Annotated in this window: 16 protein-coding genes; 5 read left to right on the top strand and 11 right to left on the bottom strand. The window is 57.0% G+C overall.

The window, feature by feature from the left end:
- Positions 1-2: 2 nt before the first annotated feature.
- From crtB to AC6I8R_RS23115, 4 genes are read right to left on the bottom strand one after another with little or no spacing between them, the layout of a single operon-like run.
- Positions 3-926: a 15-cis-phytoene synthase CrtB gene (gene crtB / locus AC6I8R_RS23130; protein ID WP_415175616.1), complete on the bottom strand. Its 924-nt coding sequence runs from the start codon at positions 924-926 to the stop codon at positions 3-5.
- Positions 923-2,404: a phytoene desaturase gene (locus tag AC6I8R_RS23125; protein WP_497833018.1), complete on the bottom strand. Its 1,482-nt coding sequence runs from the start codon at positions 2,402-2,404 to the stop codon at positions 923-925. The genes crtB and AC6I8R_RS23125 overlap by 4 nt, the downstream gene beginning before the upstream one ends.
- Entirely contained in the window at positions 2,401-3,570 is a 1,170-nt protein-coding gene (gene crtY, locus AC6I8R_RS23120; RefSeq protein WP_497833017.1) for a lycopene beta-cyclase CrtY, read from the bottom strand. The genes AC6I8R_RS23125 and crtY overlap by 4 nt, the downstream gene beginning before the upstream one ends.
- Complete coding sequence (locus AC6I8R_RS23115; RefSeq protein ID WP_415175613.1) at positions 3,571-4,476, bottom strand: polyprenyl synthetase family protein; 906 nt, start codon at positions 4,474-4,476, stop codon at positions 3,571-3,573. It abuts the gene before it with no gap.
- Positions 4,477-4,792: 316 nt separating this feature from the next.
- Here AC6I8R_RS23115 and AC6I8R_RS23110 point away from each other — a divergent pair, with 316 nt between their 5' ends.
- The 3 genes from AC6I8R_RS23110 to AC6I8R_RS23100 all read left to right on the top strand — a co-directional run bounded on the left by AC6I8R_RS23110 (position 4,793) and on the right by AC6I8R_RS23100 (position 8,161).
- Complete coding sequence (locus tag AC6I8R_RS23110) at positions 4,793-5,734, top strand: 2-hydroxyacid dehydrogenase (RefSeq protein ID WP_497833016.1); 942 nt, start codon at positions 4,793-4,795, stop codon at positions 5,732-5,734.
- Between the two features lie 122 nt (positions 5,735-5,856).
- Positions 5,857-7,035 carry an NAD(P)/FAD-dependent oxidoreductase gene (locus AC6I8R_RS23105; RefSeq protein WP_497833015.1) on the top strand — a complete coding sequence of 393 codons (1,179 nt, stop codon included), beginning with the start codon at positions 5,857-5,859 and terminating at the stop codon, positions 7,033-7,035.
- Positions 7,036-7,138: 103 nt separating this feature from the next.
- Positions 7,139-8,161: a Gfo/Idh/MocA family protein gene (locus AC6I8R_RS23100; protein WP_497833014.1), complete on the top strand. Its 1,023-nt coding sequence runs from the start codon at positions 7,139-7,141 to the stop codon at positions 8,159-8,161.
- A 9-nt stretch (positions 8,162-8,170) separates the two neighbouring features.
- Here the strand turns inward: AC6I8R_RS23100 and AC6I8R_RS23095 are convergent, their stop codons facing one another.
- From AC6I8R_RS23095 to AC6I8R_RS23065, 7 genes are read right to left on the bottom strand one after another with little or no spacing between them, the layout of a single operon-like run.
- Positions 8,171-9,106 (bottom strand): oligopeptide/dipeptide ABC transporter ATP-binding protein, encoded by a 936-nt coding sequence (locus AC6I8R_RS23095; RefSeq protein WP_497833013.1) that lies wholly within the window; start codon positions 9,104-9,106, stop codon positions 8,171-8,173.
- Positions 9,099-10,079, bottom strand: coding sequence for an ABC transporter ATP-binding protein (locus AC6I8R_RS23090; protein WP_497833012.1), 981 nt, complete (start codon positions 10,077-10,079; stop codon positions 9,099-9,101). Before AC6I8R_RS23090 ends, AC6I8R_RS23095 begins: the two co-directional genes overlap by 8 nt.
- Positions 10,079-10,972: a D,D-dipeptide ABC transporter permease gene (gene ddpC / locus AC6I8R_RS23085; protein ID WP_497833011.1), complete on the bottom strand. Its 894-nt coding sequence runs from the start codon at positions 10,970-10,972 to the stop codon at positions 10,079-10,081. The genes AC6I8R_RS23090 and ddpC overlap by 1 nt, the downstream gene beginning before the upstream one ends.
- Positions 10,969-11,991 (bottom strand): ABC transporter permease, encoded by a 1,023-nt coding sequence (locus AC6I8R_RS23080; RefSeq protein ID WP_208726173.1) that lies wholly within the window; start codon positions 11,989-11,991, stop codon positions 10,969-10,971. Before AC6I8R_RS23080 ends, ddpC begins: the two co-directional genes overlap by 4 nt.
- A 46-nt stretch (positions 11,992-12,037) precedes the next feature.
- Positions 12,038-13,600 carry an ABC transporter substrate-binding protein gene (locus AC6I8R_RS23075; protein ID WP_497833010.1) on the bottom strand — a complete coding sequence of 521 codons (1,563 nt, stop codon included), beginning with the start codon at positions 13,598-13,600 and terminating at the stop codon, positions 12,038-12,040.
- 13 nt (positions 13,601-13,613) lie between these two features.
- Complete coding sequence (gene ddpX / locus AC6I8R_RS23070) at positions 13,614-14,189, bottom strand: D-alanyl-D-alanine dipeptidase (protein ID WP_497833009.1); 576 nt, start codon at positions 14,187-14,189, stop codon at positions 13,614-13,616.
- 8 nt (positions 14,190-14,197) lie between these two features.
- Entirely contained in the window at positions 14,198-15,064 is an 867-nt protein-coding gene (locus AC6I8R_RS23065) for a MurR/RpiR family transcriptional regulator (protein WP_415175604.1), read from the bottom strand.
- A gap of 341 nt (positions 15,065-15,405) precedes the next feature.
- On the opposite strand from AC6I8R_RS23065, the gene AC6I8R_RS23060 reads away from it, so the two are divergent.
- Positions 15,406-15,624, top strand: a complete 219-nt coding sequence (locus tag AC6I8R_RS23060) for a hypothetical protein (RefSeq protein WP_415175603.1) — start codon at positions 15,406-15,408, stop codon at positions 15,622-15,624.
- A gap of 236 nt (positions 15,625-15,860) precedes the next feature.
- Positions 15,861-16,553, top strand: a complete 693-nt coding sequence (locus tag AC6I8R_RS23055) for a hypothetical protein (RefSeq protein ID WP_415175602.1) — start codon at positions 15,861-15,863, stop codon at positions 16,551-16,553.
- The last annotated feature ends 36 nt before the right edge of the window (positions 16,554-16,589 follow it).

The following is a 16,589-nucleotide window of genomic DNA, read 5'->3' as shown; positions in this document are numbered from 1 at the left end:
TACTACGGACGTTGCCACAGCCCTTCGGGCCGTTGCGCCGGGCGCGTTAAGCGTGAACTGAGTGCCAGGCCTGCCCCTTTTAGCAGTAAGCCCAGTTTTTCTCCCTTGCTGGTACGCTGGCGTTTGTCCCAGGCGAGTGAGCCGGCCTGCTGGACTTTGACGCCAATCTCACGATACACGCCATGCGCAGTGGCGATGGCCCATGCCGACCGCAGCGATAAACCCGGTAACCCGGCATGTGCTGACTGATAATAGGGTTCCGCCTCTGCCACCAGCCGTGCAGCCAGGGTGGCGAGCGCAGCACGGTGCTGCGTTTCCGCCAGATTCGCAGCGTGCAGACCCAGCGGATGCAGCCACTCTTCCGGCAAATAACAGCGTCCCTGGTGCGCGTCCTCCACGATATCACGGGCGATGTTGGTGAGCTGAAATGCCAGCCCCAAATCACAGGCGTGATCCAGTACGCGTTCGTCACGTACCCCCATCACACGGGCCATCATCAACCCCACAACCCCGGCAACGTGATAGCAATAGCGCAGGGTATCCTCAAAGCGCAGATAGCGCTGCTGGTGCACATCCATAGCAAAACCTGCGAGGTGGTCAAATGCCAGTTGCGGTGGAATCCGGTGCATCAGCGCCACCTCCTGAAAGGCGGCAAAGGCCGGTTCTTCCATAGCGGCCCCGCTGTAAGCTCGACGCGTTTCCAGCTCCAGATGCGCCATGCGCGCCTGTGCATCATCGCGCGGCTGCTGCACGGCGGATGCGCCTAACGTCTGTCCATCAATGACGTCATCGCAGTGGCGACACCAGGCATACAGCATCAGCGTGCTGCGTCGCGTTGAGGCATCAAACAGTTTGGCAGCGGTGGCAAAACTCTTAGAACCAACCGCCATAGTTTGGCTGGCATGTTCCATTAACGGCATACTCATCCTGCAATATCCTCCAGCATCAGTTGTGCAGTGGCTTTGGCGGAACCGATCACGCCAGGCACGCCTGCGCCAGGGTGGGTGCCTGCACCGACCAGATAAAGATTGCGAATCACATCGTCGCGATTATGTGGCCGGAACCACGCGCTTTGCGTCAGAATCGGTTCCAGCGAAAAAGCCGAGCCGTGGTGGGCATGCAGCCTGTCGCGAAAATCAAACGGGGTGAACATCCGCTCCGTCACCAGCTGGGAACGTAAACCCGGCATGTAATGCGTCTCCAGATAAGCAAAAATGCGGTCACGCAGGCGTGGTCCCTCTCGCCGCCAGTCAATATCTGCGGTGCCAAGATGTGGCACCGGGGTCAGCACATAAAAGCTGGCGCAGCCCGGTGGTGCCAGGCTCGGATCGCTATTGCTGGGCGCATGCAGATAAAGCGAAAAATCTTCCGCCAGCTGGCCGCTGTTGAAAATCTCATCAATCAACTGACGGTAGCGCGGACCAAAGCAGACGGTGTGATGCGCAAGCTGTGGATGCGGCTGGTTCAGCCCGAAATAGATCACAAACAACGAGTTACTCATTCGTTTGCGTTTCAGCGCTGCGGCGCGCTTTGCGACGGCTGGATGATGTGCCAGTAAACAATTATAGGTATGGACGACGTCGGCATTCGAGGCGACGGCCTGCGCATGAAAACGCCGACCATCGGTCAACTGCACGCCGCTGATACGATCGCCGGTGATATCGAGCCGTTGTACTTCGGCATTCAGCAACACCTCGCCGCCCAAATCCTGCAATAACTTCACCATGCCATTGACCAGCGCGCCGGTACCACCACGCGGAAACCACACGCCCCATTCACGCTCCAGCGCATGGATTAAGGTATAGATCGAGGATGTGGCAAAGGGATTACCACCCACTAACAAAGAGTGAAAAGAGAAGGCCTGACGCAAGTGGTCATCCTGAATAAACTTCGCCACCATGCTGTAAACGCTGCGCCATGCCTGCAACCGCCCCAGTTGCGGCCCGGCGCGTACCATATCGCGCCACGACAGAAAGGGCACGCTGCCCAGCTTGAGATATCCCTCGTTAAACACCTCGCGTGAATAAGCGAGAAACTGGCGATAACCGGCAACATCTTGCGGGTTAAAGGTGGCTATCTGCTGCTCCAGACGCTGCGGATGGTTATCGTAATCCAGCCTGCGTCCATCTTCCCAGCACAGGCGATAAAAGGGCGTCACCGGCATCAACTCGACATAATCGTGCAGGGATTTCCCCGCCAGGGTAAACAGCGCCTCGATGGCGCTGGGGTCGGTAATGACCGTTGGTCCGGCATCAAAGGTAAACCCCTGATCCTGCCAGACATAAGCGCGCCCGCCGGGTTTGTCGTGCTGTTCCAGTACGGTGGTGGCAATGCCCGCGGCCTGCAAGCGAATAGCGAGGGCGAGACCGCCAAAGCCTGCGCCAATAACAAAAGTCCGATTCATGGTTGCTTCCCTGTGTGTGTCGTCAGTAACGCGCGCAGCGCGGCACCCGGCGGGACCGGCGGTTTACCGCACATAATGCGGGCTTTGTCAGTCAGGGTGAGTTGACCGGCATAAAAGCGGGCGATCAAATCCGCATCAAGCTGGTAAAAACGTTGCATCACACGCCAACGCTGTTCCGGGCGGGCGGCGAGAAACAGCATGCGATTCAGCAGCCGAAAAAAACGCTGTTCGCGCCAGTGGCGGCGGGCGAAAGCCTCGATATGCTGGCTGAGGGTGCTGGCATCGCAGGGCAGCATCGCGACGATGAGCTCAGCCAGCCTGAGTGCGGTTGGCAGAGAATAACCGGTGGTGGCGTGAAACAAACCGGCGCGCAGACCGCTGCACGGCTGGCCGCGTTGTTGTTGCCAGAAAGCATCGATGTCGCCGCTCAGGGTGATGGGCAATGCGCCACGCTCTTCGCGCATCAGCAGGCTCAGACGCCAGCCTTGTTGCTGGGCGTAACCGGCGATATGTTTGCGCGTTTCGCTATCATCCAGCAGCGGGGTATCGATGTAGTGCGTATCTTCAATCAGCACGCGATCCGCGCTGAGCGGCAGGGTATAGACAAAGCGGTATCCCTGTTGCTGCGGCACGGTGGCATCCATCAGCAGCGGTTGCGTCAGGCCATGCGGTTTTGCCAGTTGCCACTCCTGACCGACAAAAACCTGATAGCCGAGACGCACATAGGGCGAGTAACGCACGCCGCGCCCATCAATCACCGCTCTGGCCTGTAACTGGCGGCCATCAGCCAGCGTCACGCTGGTGGGGGTGAGATGGTGTACCGCGCAACCGGTACGCAAATTATCCCCCAGCGCGGCAATCAGTTGACGGGCAAAGTGGGCCGATGAGATGGAAAAGTAGTCACCTGGCAAGTGACGTTGTAGCGCCGGGAAGCGCACCTGATAACCAGACCAGCGTGCGCTGACCAGGGGCGCGATCCAACGGTGCTGCCCGGCATGCAAATCCCCCTGATGAAATGACCAGGTATGATTGCTGTCAGCCTGTGGGCTGCTCTCCAGTAGCAGGCATTGCAGCGTGGGATGTTGTTGACGTAACCGCAGGGCTATCAGGCCGTTTGCCAGCCCGGCGCCCACCAGAATCACGTCATAGTGGTTGTTTAACGGCAATCAGTTGCGCCTCGCCAACTGTTGGTTAAACAACGCGTGCATATATTGGCGGGTAGCCATACCGCGATGGCAGGCGCAGGCCAGATGGGCATCCGCACTCCGCAGATGGTCTCGCAGGCGGCGTTCAGCACCCTCCGCCCCCAACATCGCCACCAGCGTGGATTTACCCTGATCCTGATGGCGATCTTTTCCGGTGTATTTATCGCCATCGGTCAGATCGTCGAGCAGTTGAAACGCCAGACCCAAATCCTGCGCAAAGGAGCGGAGATTTTGCCTTACCGTCGGGGGCGCATTGGCGGCGATCGCGGCCATTTGCAGCGTGGCGCGGAACAGCACGCTGGTTTTGAGCTCATTGGTTAGCTCAATCGCTTCTGCGCTGCGGGCGTGCGCGCCATCATGCAGGTCCTGAAACTGCCCCTGAACCAAACCCTGTAAACCGACCGCCGCAGAAAGCTCGGCGATGGCGTCAGATTTACGCTGTGCCGCCAGGCCCGGGGCCACGGCAATCACCTCAAAAGCGCGGCTCACCAGGGCAATGGCGGCGAGAATCGCGACGTTTTCACCGAACTCGCAGTGCACGGTGGGGCGACCTCGACGCATCTGCGCGTTGTCCATTGAAGGAATATCATCAAGGATCAGCGACGCCGCGTGGACCATCTCCACCGCACACGCCAGGTCAAGCAGGCCCGGTTGTCGGCTGTCACAACCCATATCGTGCGCCGCCAGCAACAGCAGCAGGGGGCGAATGCGTTTGCCCGGCGCCAGGGTGCCTGCCCGCATTGCCGCGCGCACCTGATCCGCCTGCTGCCCGCACGGCAGCAATTGTTCAAGGTGGATTTGCAGCCGCTGTTGCAACTGAGGTAATTCACTTTGTGGGTTCACAGCGGTATCGACACGGACGATCATAACGTCTTCCAAAAGTGGTGAGATCTTTGTGGTTTTTTTAACCGTAGTCTGCCGGGGGAGAGTTCGCCAGATAAGCGAAGCGATTTGTCCCGTGACTCTGGGTTGGGGTGGCACGATACGGCCAGGTCACCACATGGTGTAGCGGCGCGATTTATCGCGCAATCTCATGCACCCGACCAAAAAGACGCGCGATAAAACGTGTCGCTACGCGGCAGGACCAACGTGATCGCTGCGACGAAATAAGTAACCATTCGCCGTAACATAAAATTTATCCGTTAGTCTGACGCTAAATCCATTTGTTAACGCGGAAAGAAAAATGTCAATTACGTTACCTGAAGTTCTGATTATTCAACCGTTGATGCCTCAGTTGGATGAAAAGTTAACGCAACATTTCCACTGTCACCGTTTATATGAATATGCCGATCCGGCGTTATTTCTTCAGCGCCAGGGGAAATTAATTCAGACGATTGTTACGCGCGGTGATGTCGGGGTGGAAAATACCCTGCTGGAACAATTACCGGCTTGTAAAGCAATTGCGGTTTTTGGTGTGGGCACCGACCGTATCGACTTAAGCACCACCAAGGCACGTCAGATTCAGGTCAGTATCACCAAAAATATTCTTACCGATGACGTGGCCGATCTGGCATTAGGCTTGACGCTGGCATTCTCACGTAAGCTGCTGCAATACGATCAATTTGCCCGTTCGGGCCAGTGGGAAACGCAGGGACCGGTGCTTTCCAGTAAAGTCAGTGGCAAAAAGCTGGGGATCGCCGGTCTGGGTGCGATTGGGCTGGCGATTGCCCGTCGTGCAGAAGCCTTTGGTATGGAGGTGGCGTATACCGCGCGCAGTGCCAAAACCACGCCGTATCGCCGTTGTGACAACCTCGAACAACTGGCGGCATTCAGTGATTTTCTGGTGCTGGCCCTGCCGGGCAGTGCGGAGAATCAGCACATTGTCGACCACAACGTGCTGAAAGCGCTTGGTGCTGACGGGGTATTGATTAATGTGGCGCGTGGCAATGTGGTCAATGAAGCGGATTTGATTACGGCATTGCAGCAGGGGGTAATTAAAGGGGCGGCACTGGATGTGTATCCACAGGAGCCGGTTATTAATCCAGCGTTACGGCAGTTGGAGAATGTTATTCTGATGCCGCATATTGCCAGCGCCACGTTTGAAACCCGTGAGCAGATGGCAAATAATGTTTTGGAGAATTTGTTGTCATATTTTTCTACCGGAAAAATTATCAGCCCGGCATAATTTTTTAATCTGGACCCAGAGGAAAAACTTATATCCTTTGCATCATCGTGCGCGGCGGGAATTTCATTCCCGCTGTCTGAGATTGACCATGCTATGGTGAGTTTTTTTTCAGGGAGCCAGATATGACAGCACAGAAAATCGCAATTATTGGCGGCGGCGTCATCGGTATGGCGGTGGCGCGGGCGCTTGCCTTACAGGGGGCACAGATCACCCTTTTTGAACAACAGCACCTCGGGGCGGGCACCAGCAGTACCTCCTTTGCCTGGCTCAATTCCAACGGCAAACAGCCCGACAGTTACCATCAGCTCAATGCGCTGGCGATGGAAGAACATGTCAGGCTGCAACTGTCTCAACCCAACGGACTGCGCTGGCTGGAAACCTGTGGGACCTGGGAATGGGCGTCAGACAGCGACCAGCACGCATTGAAACAGCGAGCGGAGCGGTTGCAGGCTTTGGGGTATCCGGCGCGTGAAGTCACCTTCAATGAGTTGCAGCGCGAAGTCCCCGAATTACGCACTACCGCTGTCAACGGCAGTCTGTGGCATTTCCCTTCCGAATCGATTCTCTATCCATCGCTATATCTGGCGCGCCTGTGGGCCGACGCCCGCAGCTCCGGTGCGGTGCTGCATCAGCAGTGTCGGGTTATCGATGTGCAGGAGAGTGCAACGGAGGTCAGGCTAAGGCTGGATGATGGCGGGCAGTGGCGGGGGGATCGGCTGGTGGTGGCGAGTGGACGCTGGTCAGCGGAAGTGATGCAGCATCTTGGCCTGCAATTGGCGATGACCGACGCCAGCCAGCCGAATAAAGTCGCCTGTAGTTTCCTGGCGCGCACTGCGCCGCAGCCGCTCTCGCTCGCCACCAACCTGATTACCCCGCAGTTGAATGTACGCCCGGATGGCGGTGGGCGTCTGTTGTTACAGGCGCTGGATCTCGACGACCAGGCCGATCCCGCAGCGCCGCCCGCCGTTGATAGCGCCATCGCGCAGCAGATGCAGGCGCGTTACCGTGAATTGTTTGATGACGCCGGTTCGCTGCACATCGAACAGATTGTGGTGGGGCAGCGAGCGCGTCCCGCCGATGGGTTACCGGCGCTGGGCTTTGTCACGCCGCAGCAGCGAGTCTATCTGGCGGTGATGCACAGCGGGATGACGCTGTCGCCGCTGATTGGCCGCCTGGTGGCTGAGGAGCTGGGCAGCGATACTCCCAGCCCGTTATTGCGGGATTTTCGCCCGCAGCGGTTGCTGGGAAAAACCGCTGCCGATTTCCCCACGCCGGTTCATTATTTTCCGGCGGCGCAGTAAAAATATTCCGAAATCACACTTTGTGAAATTTCCGTGTTGTTTGCCAGTGGATTTTTGCTATCGTTGGCAAAGGGTACATCACCCGTCATCACACGGAGGGAGTATGAAAGTCGGATTAGTGGGTTATGGCACTGGCGGGCAGAATTTTCACGCCCCATTTATTAGCGCCGCTGAGGGGCTGGAGCTGGCAGGGATTGTGGCGCGGGCCTCCGCCACTATAGCAAAGGCGCAGGCTGATTTTCCCGATGTGCCGATTTATGCCAGCCTGACCGAACTGCTGGCGGCGGGGGTGGATATGGTCACCATCACCACCCCGCCACAAACGCGACGTGAGCTGGTGCTGGAGGCGATTGCGGCCGGTGTTGCCGTGGTGGCGGATAAACCCTTCGCGCCAGACGCCAAAACCGGACGCGAGCTGGCCGCAGCGGCACAGGCGAAAGGGGTGGTGCTGGGTGTGTACCATAACCGACGTTTTGATTCCGACATGCAGACCCTGCATCAGTTGATTGCACAACAACGGCTTGGCAAGCTGTGGCGCTTGCATAACCGTATGGATCTTGACGAACCTCATACCCTGGAAGGGGGCGCAACCGGCGGTTTATTGCGTGATATGGGTAGCCATCTGGTGGATCAGGCGCTGTGGCTGATGGGGCCGGTCACCTCGGTGCTGGCGCATCTGGATATTGTCGATCGTCCAGAAGGGGCGACCGATGCCAGTTTTGTCCTGACGCTGACCCACAGCAGTGGCGCGCACTCGTACATCTCCTCCAGTAAGATCAATTATCTTTCCTGCCGTGAACTGCGTCTGTATGGCGAGGCCGGTAGCTACGTTGCGCAAGGCTCGGACGTCCAGGCGCGCGATATCTTTGCCGGTAAACGTCCGGCTAACGATCGTGCTGGCTGGGGCTTTGAACCGCCAGAACACTGGGGCACGCTGCATACCGCTGCGGGTTATGAACGTATCCCGGCAGCGCAGGGCGCATACCATGATTACTACCAGGCCTTTGCTGCCGCGGTGAAAAATGGCAGCGCACCTCCGGTCACAACCGAACAGGCGATTCGCGTACTGGAAGTGCTGGATGCCGCGTTTATCAGTGCGCGGGAAGGGCGGATTGTCGCTCTCTGATTCCCACCGTTACGGGCTATTTACCTGCCAGCACCGCACCGCACGGTCCCCTTCCACCCCCCGTAATTGCTGCGGCGTACCACAGGCCTCCTCAGCCAGCGGGCAGCGATCGCGAAAATAACAGCCGCCGGGTAACACGCGATTGCCCGGCAAATCGGTTTTACGTAACGCGATATGTTCTGCCAGCGGTTGATGGATGTCCGGCACCGAGGCCAGCAGCAGTTGCGTATAAGGATGCTGCGGCTGCGTCAGGACGTCGTCGGCCTTGCCCAGCTCAACTATCTGCCCGAGATACATCACCGCCACACGATCGCTCATATGTCGTACCACCGAGACGTTGTGCGAAATCAGCACATAGGTCAGATTGCGCTGCTGCTGGAGCGTGACCAGCAGGTTGAGGATCTGTGCCTGTACCGATATATCCAGTGCCGAGGTAGGTTCATCCAGCACGATGATCTGCGGGTTGGAGGAGAGGGCGCGGGCAATGGCGATACGCTGGCGCTGACCACCGGAGAAGGCATGCGGCAGGCGATCAAGGTATTCAGGGCGAATTCCCACCAACTGAGCCAGTTCAGCGGCGAGCTGGCGACGCGCCGCCTCCTTCATACGCTGCTGAATCCACACCGGTTCCGTGATAATGCGCCACACCGGTAAACGGGGATCGAGAGACGACAAGGGGTCCTGGAATACCATCTGCATGGTGCCCGAGGCGGGTGCAGCGCGTTGGCACTGGCCCTGCTGCGGTTGCAACATCCCCATCAACAGTTGGGCGAGGGTACTTTTGCCACAACCCGATTCGCCCACAATACCCAGGGTTTCGCCGCGCTTAAGCCGTAAATCAAGACCATTCAGCGCATGGGCCTGTTCGGTGATGCGGCCCAGCCAGTTGCGACGCAGCGGAAAATTCACATGCACATCGCGCAGTTCCAACAGCGTCTCAGACATAAGTGTTCTCCCGTTGCGGATACCAGCAGGCGGCAGACTGGCTACCACAAGGTTGCAGTGTTGGCGTTTCGCTACAGCGCGGCCCGGCGGCAAAGCAGCGTTCACGGAAAGCGCACCCGGTGGGGAGATGCGCCAGATTTGGCACGGTGCCGGGGATAGCGGGTAGCGTTGAGCGGGGTTCACGTTGTTCCGGCGCGCACTGCAACAACCCCTGGGTATAGGGATGCACCGGGTGGCGAATCAAATCCTGTGTGGCCCCCTGTTCAATCACGCTACCGGCGTACATCACGTATAAACGATCACACAGCTGCGATACCACGGCCATGTCGTGGCTGATAAATAACACCGAAGTACCGCTGGTGCGGGCTTTCTGTTTCAGCAGGCGTAACACCTGGAGTTGAACCGTGACGTCCAGCGCGGTGGTGGGTTCATCGGCGATAATCAGCGTGGGATCGCAGGAAAAGGCCAGCGCGATCATCACGCGCTGGCGCATGCCGCCTGACAGTTCAAACGGATAACGTTTCATCACCTGGGCGGCATCGGGAATTTGCATCTCCTCCAGCAGGCCGATGGCTTTTTGCTGTGCCGCTTTGCGCGTCAGCGCCTGGTGATGGCGGATCACCTCCACGATTTGCCGCCCGATGCGGCGTGTCGGATTGAGCGCCGTCATCGGCTCCTGAAAGATCATCGCCACGCGCGAACCACGCCACTGTCGCAGTTGTTTCTCACTGGCGCGCAGCACATCTTCTCCGAGCAACGTGACTTCACCCTGCGGCACGCGGTAACGTCCCTCTGGCAGCAGGCGCATTGCCAGCATGGCCGTGACCGATTTACCGGAACCCGATTCACCCACCACGCCAACAATCTCGCCGCGTCCGACCTCCAGTGACACATGATTGAGCGCATGGACTTCACCCTGGTAGATCGGGAAGTTCAACTGCACATCGCGCATGGAGAGTACCTGAGTCACCATCAGTGTTGTCCTCCGGTTTTCGGGTCGAGCAGATCACGCAGACCGTCGCCAAACAGGTTAAAACCAACCGCAGTGATCAGAATGGCTCCGCCCGGGAATGTGCAGTACCACCACTGATCCAGCACATAATTACGCCCTACCGCCACCATCGCGCCCCATTCGGCCGTGGGTTGCTGCGCGCCCAGGCCGATGAATCCCAGCGTTGCCGCCATCAGAATCGCGCTGCCAATATCCAGTGATGCCTGCACAATCAGCGGTGGCAAAGCGTTACGCAGGATATGCCAGCTGATGAGATGCCAGCGTGAAGCGCCAAAGGTACGGGCGGCCTGAACATAGGTGAACTGGCGCACAATCAGCGTCTGGCCGCGTGCCAGCCGCACATAAAACGGAATACGCACGATGGCAATGGCCAGCATGGCGTTGACAAGGCTTGGCCCGAGTGCCGCCGCCAGCGCCATCGTCAGCACCAGCGAGGGAATCGACAGCATGATATCCATCAGCCGCATGATCAATGCATCACCGCGCCCACCGATCACCCCGGAGAAGCAGCCGAGCAGTGAGCCGATGCCGCCCGCAATCACCACCACCATCAAACCCGCCACCATCGATTGCTGGCTACCGACCAGCACGCGACTAAACAGATCACGGCCCACTTCATCGGTGCCAAACCAGTGCAGTGCGGAAGGGGCTTGCAGACGTGCGGTGAGGTCCAGTGCGTTGGGATCATAGGGGGCCAGCCACGGCGACAGGATCAGCAGCAGCAACATCAGCAGCATGATCACGCCGCCCACCAGGGTGAGCGGACTTTGCCGCAACAGCCAGAAGGTGCGTTTCAGGCTGGACCGCCAGCGGTGGTGGTTGCGTGTACGCGGTTCGACTTCCGTCATCATCATGCGTCACCTCCGCGACCGATGCGCGGGTCGATCCACAGGTAGATCAGGTCCACCGCCAGATTGACCAGCACATAAACAAAGGACACCACCACGGCAAACCCCATCACTGCCGGGAAATCAAGCGCCTGGATTGAAGCCACCACCCACGCCCCCATCCCCGGCCAGGCAAAAACCGTTTCGGTCAGAACCGCGCCGTACAACAGATCCCCCAGCGCCAGGCCCAGCACGGTGACGGACGGGATCAGCGCATTCGGCAGCGCATAGCGCAGGATAATCACCCGGTTTGGCAACCCGCTGGCGCGGGCGGTACGAATGTAATCTTCGCTGAGTTGCTCCAGCATCGCGCCGCGTATCTGGCGTGCCACAATGCCGAGATGGACAAACGCCAGCGTCAGCGACGGTAAAATCAGATGCTGCAAAGCGTTGAAAAACACCTCGCTGTCACCCGCCAGCAGCGCATCGATGGTGTAAAACCCGGTGATACGCGCCGGGGGATCAAGCCAGTCATCCAGCCGTCCACCACCGGGCAACAGTTGCAGATGACCGTAAAACAGCACAATCACCCCCAGCCCGAGCCAGAAGGCCGGGGTGGAGATGCCGGTGATCGCCAGCAAACGTACCAGATGGTCGAGCCAGCGATTGCGATACACGGCCGACAACACGCCGAGCGGGATACCGATCAACAACGCCAACAGCAGGGCGCAGCAGGCCAGCTCCAGCGTCGCGGGGAAAAAGGTACGCATCTCCTCCAGCACCGGTCGCCCGGTGCGGATTGAGGTGCCCAGATCGCCATGCAACAACGCCATCACATAGCGTCCAAACTGCACCCATAGCGGCTGGTCCAGCCCGAGTTGCTGGCGAATATGTTGCACAATCGCCTCGCTGGCGCGATCCCCGGCCAGCATCCGCGCCGGATCGCCCGGTATCAGATGCGAGATAATAAAGGTGATCACGCAGACCCCAGCCACCACGAGGAGAAGTCCCCAGCAGCGCTGGCGTAAAATTTGCCAGAGTGTCATCGGCGCTCCCTGAAGGCGTCGTTGTCGACGCCTTACGTTGAGTTGCTTACTTACTCATGTTGGCGATGTTGAACACCTGTTCCAGCATCGGATTAAACACAAAGCCTTTGACCTGTTTGTTCATCGCCAGCTGATAGTTTTTCTGGAACAGATAAACGTAGGCTGCCTGGTCGATGACGATTTTTTCCGCCTGCTGATAATCTTTGGTGCGGGCCTGTTGATCGGTGGTTGCCAGCGCGCTTTTCAGCAGCTTGTCGACGTCGGCGTTTTCATAGAAGGAACGGTTGCCCGGCAGCCCTTTCTTGTCCGACTCAAACCAGTAATTCATAAACATGTAGGGATCGGCAAAATCCGGGCTCCAGTTGCCGATCGCGATGTCGTAATCGCCTTTACCGACGCGTTCACGCATGGTGGCGTTGGCAAGTTTTTCCAGCTTCACATTGATACCGATTTTGCTGAGGCTGGCCTGAGTGGAAAGGGCGATAGGTTCCCAGTTGGGATCGTTATCTGAGTAGAGGAACGTCAGGCTGGCCGGTTTTTGTGGCACTTTGTCCAGCGCGGCTTTGGCTTTGGCCTCATCCATGTTGTATTGCATTGCGGAGGCATCATAACCCCACATGCCTTCGGGGATCGGCCCGCGCATCTGCTTGCCGTAGCCGCTCAGAATGCCTTTCACCATACCCTGATAATCGGTGGCCCAGGAGACGGCACGACGCAGATCCACCTGATTCATCGGTGCCTTGCTGTTGTTGAGGTAAAGGTAAGTAACGCGCAGCGACGGGTATTCCGCCACCTCGACTTTACCTTCCTGTTTCAGCGCGGTGAGTTGGTCAATCGGTAGCGAATCAGCGATATCGATATCACCGCGCGACAGTTGCAGACGGCGTGAGGCGCTTTCCCCAATAATCTTCACCGACACGCGTTTAAACGCCGGCTTATCCCCGGCGTAATGCGGATTAGGCACCAGCACCAGCTGCTGACCTTTCTGCCAGCTTTTCAGCATAAAGGGGCCGGAACCGGCGGTGTGTTCTGCCAGATAACCGCGTGCATCGTCAGCGGCATGTGCCTTCAACACCGCCGGATTAATGATCGATGCGCCATCGTTCGCCAGGGTGTAGAGAAAGGGAGCAAAAGGCTGGCTGAGGGTGAATTTCACCGTATGCGGGTCAACCACATCGATTTTCAAATCGGCCGGATAGGCTTCTGCCGGACCTTGTTTGATTTTGAGCAAACGTTCGAATGAGGCTTTTACCGCATCGGCAGTCACGGCGCTGCCGTCGTCAAATTTTTCATTATCTTTCAGTTTGAAGGTCCAGGTTTTCTGATCTTCCGAAGCCTGCCAGCTGGCGGCCAGATCCCCTTCCACTTCGGTAGAACCTTTGCCATCGACCGTTTTATAGCGCACCAGACGTTGATAAGCCGGGTAAGTGACGGTCCAGTCGTTATTATCAATGGTGACCGCCGGGTCAAGGGTTTGCGGATCGGCGGCTTTGCCGATCACCAGCATATCTTTCGGCACCGCCGCCTGTACGCCAGGGACAGCGAGCGCCAGCGCGCTGGTCAAAAGGGCCGGACGTAACAGCGAACGTAACAGGTGTGTCGTCTTCATCGCAAAGCTCCAGTTAACAGGAAAATAAGGTGTCGTCGTAACAGGAAAAACGATCGTCAAGCAGCGGATAGCGCAGCGCATCGGGCAACTCGAAGTGCCACCATTCGCTGCTCATGCCAACAAAGCCGCCGCCAAACATAATCGCGTTGAGCAACAGGCGATTACGCTGTGCGGCGACCGGCACGGAAGGGTGATATTGATGGGAACGTTCATGCATCTCATCGAAGCCGGCGCCCATATCAAGGATGTGTCCGTCCAGGTCCATCAGGGTCACATCAATGGCGACGCCCCGGCTGTGATTGGAACCCAGGGTAAGATCGGCGACATATTGCGGGTCGGGGCAGGCTTGCCACAGCAACGCCTGCGCCTGGCGGGGGCGATACGCGTCGTAAACGCGCAACTGAAAACCAGCCAGTGCCGCAATAGCGAGACTTTTTTCCAGCGCCGGTACCGCATCAGGATGCAGCAGGCAGCGCGCTTCGCGATAAATCGGACGGCCGGTCAGGTTATCCGCCGTGGCGTATTTCAGATCGATAGTTAATTGCGGGAAACGCGCAGTGAGATCGACCAGTTCACAATTGTCAGACATAGCAACCCTTAACGTTCAAATTGACCAAATTCCTGCTGTAACTGACGATTCGCCGCCAAACGGTTGGCAAGGTTGTCACCCAGTTGATCGACGACGCCTGACAACAGCAGGTTAAACAGGCAGGTGATTGGTGCCAGCGAATCCCAGAAATGGCCGGTATCGGTTTTCACCTGTAATAAATCCAGCGGGTAGTCACGCGCCCACGGACACCAGATATCGGTGATTAACGCCAACTGCACCTGTTGTTCGCACGCTACGCGGCAATACTGGCGGGCAATGGCGGAGTAGGCGCGGGTATCGGTGATCACCACATAGGGGCGTTCAAAGCCAGAATTCAGGGATTCCACCCAACTGCCCGAAAGCCCCTCGGCATAGCTGACGCGCGGTCGCAGGTATTCGAGATGGCTAAAAAAGGCATTAGCGATACCACGGGTGGATTGGATGCCGAGCACAAATACCGCATCGGCGTGCGTCAGTTGCTGCACCACGCGCTGAAACACCTCGCTTTGCGCCAGTTGATAGACATGCTGGATGGCGTCCAGCTCCAGTTCCAGCGACTGCTGCGAGCGGCGCGGCAGCCGATTCTGTTGCTGCCAGGCATCAAGACGTTCATTCATTCCCCAGGCCTGATAAGGGCTGGCGGGTACATCCCGCAGGCTTTGCTTAACGTCGTCCAGGTTGCGATAACCGAGCTTACGCAGATAGCGACCGACGGTAATTCCGGTAGTACCCGTAGCCTGCGCGATGCTGTCTGCCGTTTCAAACGGGATCTGCGCACTGTGCGTCAGCAACCAACTGGCGATGCGCTTCGCACTCGGCGTTTGCTGGTTGAAACTGGCTTCAATGCGAGCAATCAATTCGGGTTTAGCAGTCATCGCGGCCTCAATGTTAGCAAGCTGTCATTGGTTGGCATTTTGTTAGCTGAGTAACAATGCAGAACGCGTGCCAACGCGGCAGGGCGCGTCACACCTGCGGAATCGGTGGCGAGTGAATTAACAACAGATCAACATTTGTGCAGCGTAGTTCACTTTTGGTGCAACACGTCAGGGGATTAAGACGATTCTGTGCTGCGGCTCGGATATTTTTGATTTCACTGAAGTGAAAGTGTGAGTTGGTTATTTTTTGTTCCGAATTAAATTCTAAACTGACCAAAATCAATAAAACTTACTACTGGCGGCTCAAGATGGAGATCGAAACACAGGAGATATAGGAGGCTATGATGCGCACTTCAGTTATGACATTACCGGAAATGGCGCGCTATCTGGGCGTCCCCCCTGCGACCCTGGCTCGAGCAATCTGTAATCGGGGTACGCTGGAAAAATTACCGCTGCCGGAAGCGGTTGATGAGGATGTTCCCCTGTCACGTCGCTGCTGGTACCCGCACGACGTTAGTCAGTTCCGTCATGCGCTACAGCGGGCAAGGCATGGTGGCTAGCCCTCATTCTTACCCTCTCCCGCTTGCGGGAGAGGGTATCAAATGTAAGGAGCGAGACAGCTCTTAACTCCCCTGATTCACCATGATGAATATCTGATTTTTCTAACAAATGCTTCTGATATAGCTTTGTGTGGTTGAAAATTGATCTATCCTCCGCACTGCTAAAACATCCAAACCGCTAAAGCCCCCGTAACAGTAGTGACTACACCATTACGTCAAAGGAGAGATCGATAATCATGGAACAGATGAGATCAGACCTTGGTATTCTCGCTGGAAACTCCCGTGTTAAGAGGGATGGCTGTGGACTCATCACAGTTGAAGCACAATTGTTCGCTTTTGAGGCTGCTCTGAAGCTTGCGCGTCAGGAGTTGGATCGCGGGATGCCTTTGCCAGAACTTTCGGTTGCGTTCGATCATCAGGGTATTTTTCGCCTCCAGTTCCTTGCTGAAAATCTTTCAAATAGCCAAAAACGCCATCCGCGCCTCAGCCATTTGCATTCGTCAATACAACACGTATTTCTTCCCATCGCAGAAAAATACGCAATAGCCCTGAGTGATATTCATGCAATTCATGAAGATTCAGCCCGACAGCATTTGGCCCATCTTTTATCCACGCAAGAAATACCTGAAAGGCTTAGTCGGAGAATCCTCCATGAGTCACCGACACAGACCAATGCAGATAAAAAACTCACTTGTGCAGCCATTACGAAAGAGTATTTCGAGCGTGCTGTTGTGGGTGGGAAAAAATCATGTACGCAACTTGAAGTCTTCTTTGAAGAGTGTAAATGGTCTGAAAGTCTTGCTTATGTGCGAGGGTTGCAATTAAGTCATCTGCTCGGCGTATCTGCCCGTATTCGTCTTAACCTGGTCAATATATCTGGAGAAATCATTCAGGGAGAGTGGGCCTTTCCTCGTTCATTAAGCCAGTAAACGTTAACATCACCTTATGCATGAGAAAGGAGCTCA

The sequence above is a fragment of the Pantoea sp. X-Soil-OKNW-713 genome (assembly GCF_059730685.1).
Note: the sequence above shows the minus strand (reverse complement) of the source record. Positions and strands in the feature narration are given on the sequence as shown.

Coding starts and splice junctions, on each gene's coding strand:
- crtB (WP_415175616.1), bottom strand. CDS start 926: ATGAGTATGCCGTTAATGGAACATGCCAGCCAAACTATGGCGGTTGGT.
- AC6I8R_RS23125 (WP_497833018.1), bottom strand. CDS start 2,404: ATGAATCGGACTTTTGTTATTGGCGCAGGCTTTGGCGGTCTCGCCCTC.
- AC6I8R_RS23115 (WP_415175613.1), bottom strand. CDS start 4,476: ATGATCGTCCGTGTCGATACCGCTGTGAACCCACAAAGTGAATTACCT.
- AC6I8R_RS23110 (WP_497833016.1), top strand. CDS start 4,793: ATGTCAATTACGTTACCTGAAGTTCTGATTATTCAACCGTTGATGCCT.
- AC6I8R_RS23105 (WP_497833015.1), top strand. CDS start 5,857: ATGACAGCACAGAAAATCGCAATTATTGGCGGCGGCGTCATCGGTATG.
- AC6I8R_RS23100 (WP_497833014.1), top strand. CDS start 7,139: ATGAAAGTCGGATTAGTGGGTTATGGCACTGGCGGGCAGAATTTTCAC.
- AC6I8R_RS23095 (WP_497833013.1), bottom strand. CDS start 9,106: ATGTCTGAGACGCTGTTGGAACTGCGCGATGTGCATGTGAATTTTCCG.
- AC6I8R_RS23090 (WP_497833012.1), bottom strand. CDS start 10,079: ATGGTGACTCAGGTACTCTCCATGCGCGATGTGCAGTTGAACTTCCCG.
- ddpC (WP_497833011.1), bottom strand. CDS start 10,972: ATGATGATGACGGAAGTCGAACCGCGTACACGCAACCACCACCGCTGG.
- AC6I8R_RS23080 (WP_208726173.1), bottom strand. CDS start 11,991: ATGACACTCTGGCAAATTTTACGCCAGCGCTGCTGGGGACTTCTCCTC.
- AC6I8R_RS23075 (WP_497833010.1), bottom strand. CDS start 13,600: ATGAAGACGACACACCTGTTACGTTCGCTGTTACGTCCGGCCCTTTTG.
- ddpX (WP_497833009.1), bottom strand. CDS start 14,189: ATGTCTGACAATTGTGAACTGGTCGATCTCACTGCGCGTTTCCCGCAA.
- AC6I8R_RS23065 (WP_415175604.1), bottom strand. CDS start 15,064: ATGACTGCTAAACCCGAATTGATTGCTCGCATTGAAGCCAGTTTCAAC.
- AC6I8R_RS23060 (WP_415175603.1), top strand. CDS start 15,406: ATGATGCGCACTTCAGTTATGACATTACCGGAAATGGCGCGCTATCTG.
- AC6I8R_RS23055 (WP_415175602.1), top strand. CDS start 15,861: ATGGAACAGATGAGATCAGACCTTGGTATTCTCGCTGGAAACTCCCGT.